The 241-nt window shown below is 69.3% G+C and carries 1 protein-coding gene; it reads left to right on the top strand.

The features are described from left to right. Positions 1 to 241: DUF308 domain-containing protein (locus SB660_RS23380; RefSeq protein WP_410584958.1), on the top strand; the 241-nt coding region annotated here is incomplete at both ends.

Raw genomic sequence — 241 nt, 5'->3', positions numbered from 1 at the left:
ATCGATGTCGATCTCCGCGGCCGTCGCGGTCTGGGGCGTCTGGGCGATCGTCGCCGGCGTGCCGCAGCTCGTCGCGGCGATCCGCAATCGCCACAATGGCGGACAGGTGCCGCAGATGCTCTCCGGCGGCATCTCGGTCTTCGCCGGCCTCGGTTTCCTATACCAGGGCGTGCAGGGGAGCGCAATGATCGCGGGGGCCGCGGGCTATGCGGCGCTCGGGGCTGTATTCTTCGTGGTCTCG

Origin of the sequence: Bacillus sp. SIMBA_005, assembly GCF_046535585.1 — a bacterium.
GTDB classification, from domain to species: Bacteria; Bacillota; Bacilli; order Bacillales; family Bacillaceae; genus Bacillus; species Bacillus pumilus.
Note: the sequence above shows the minus strand (reverse complement) of the source record. Positions and strands in the feature narration are given on the sequence as shown.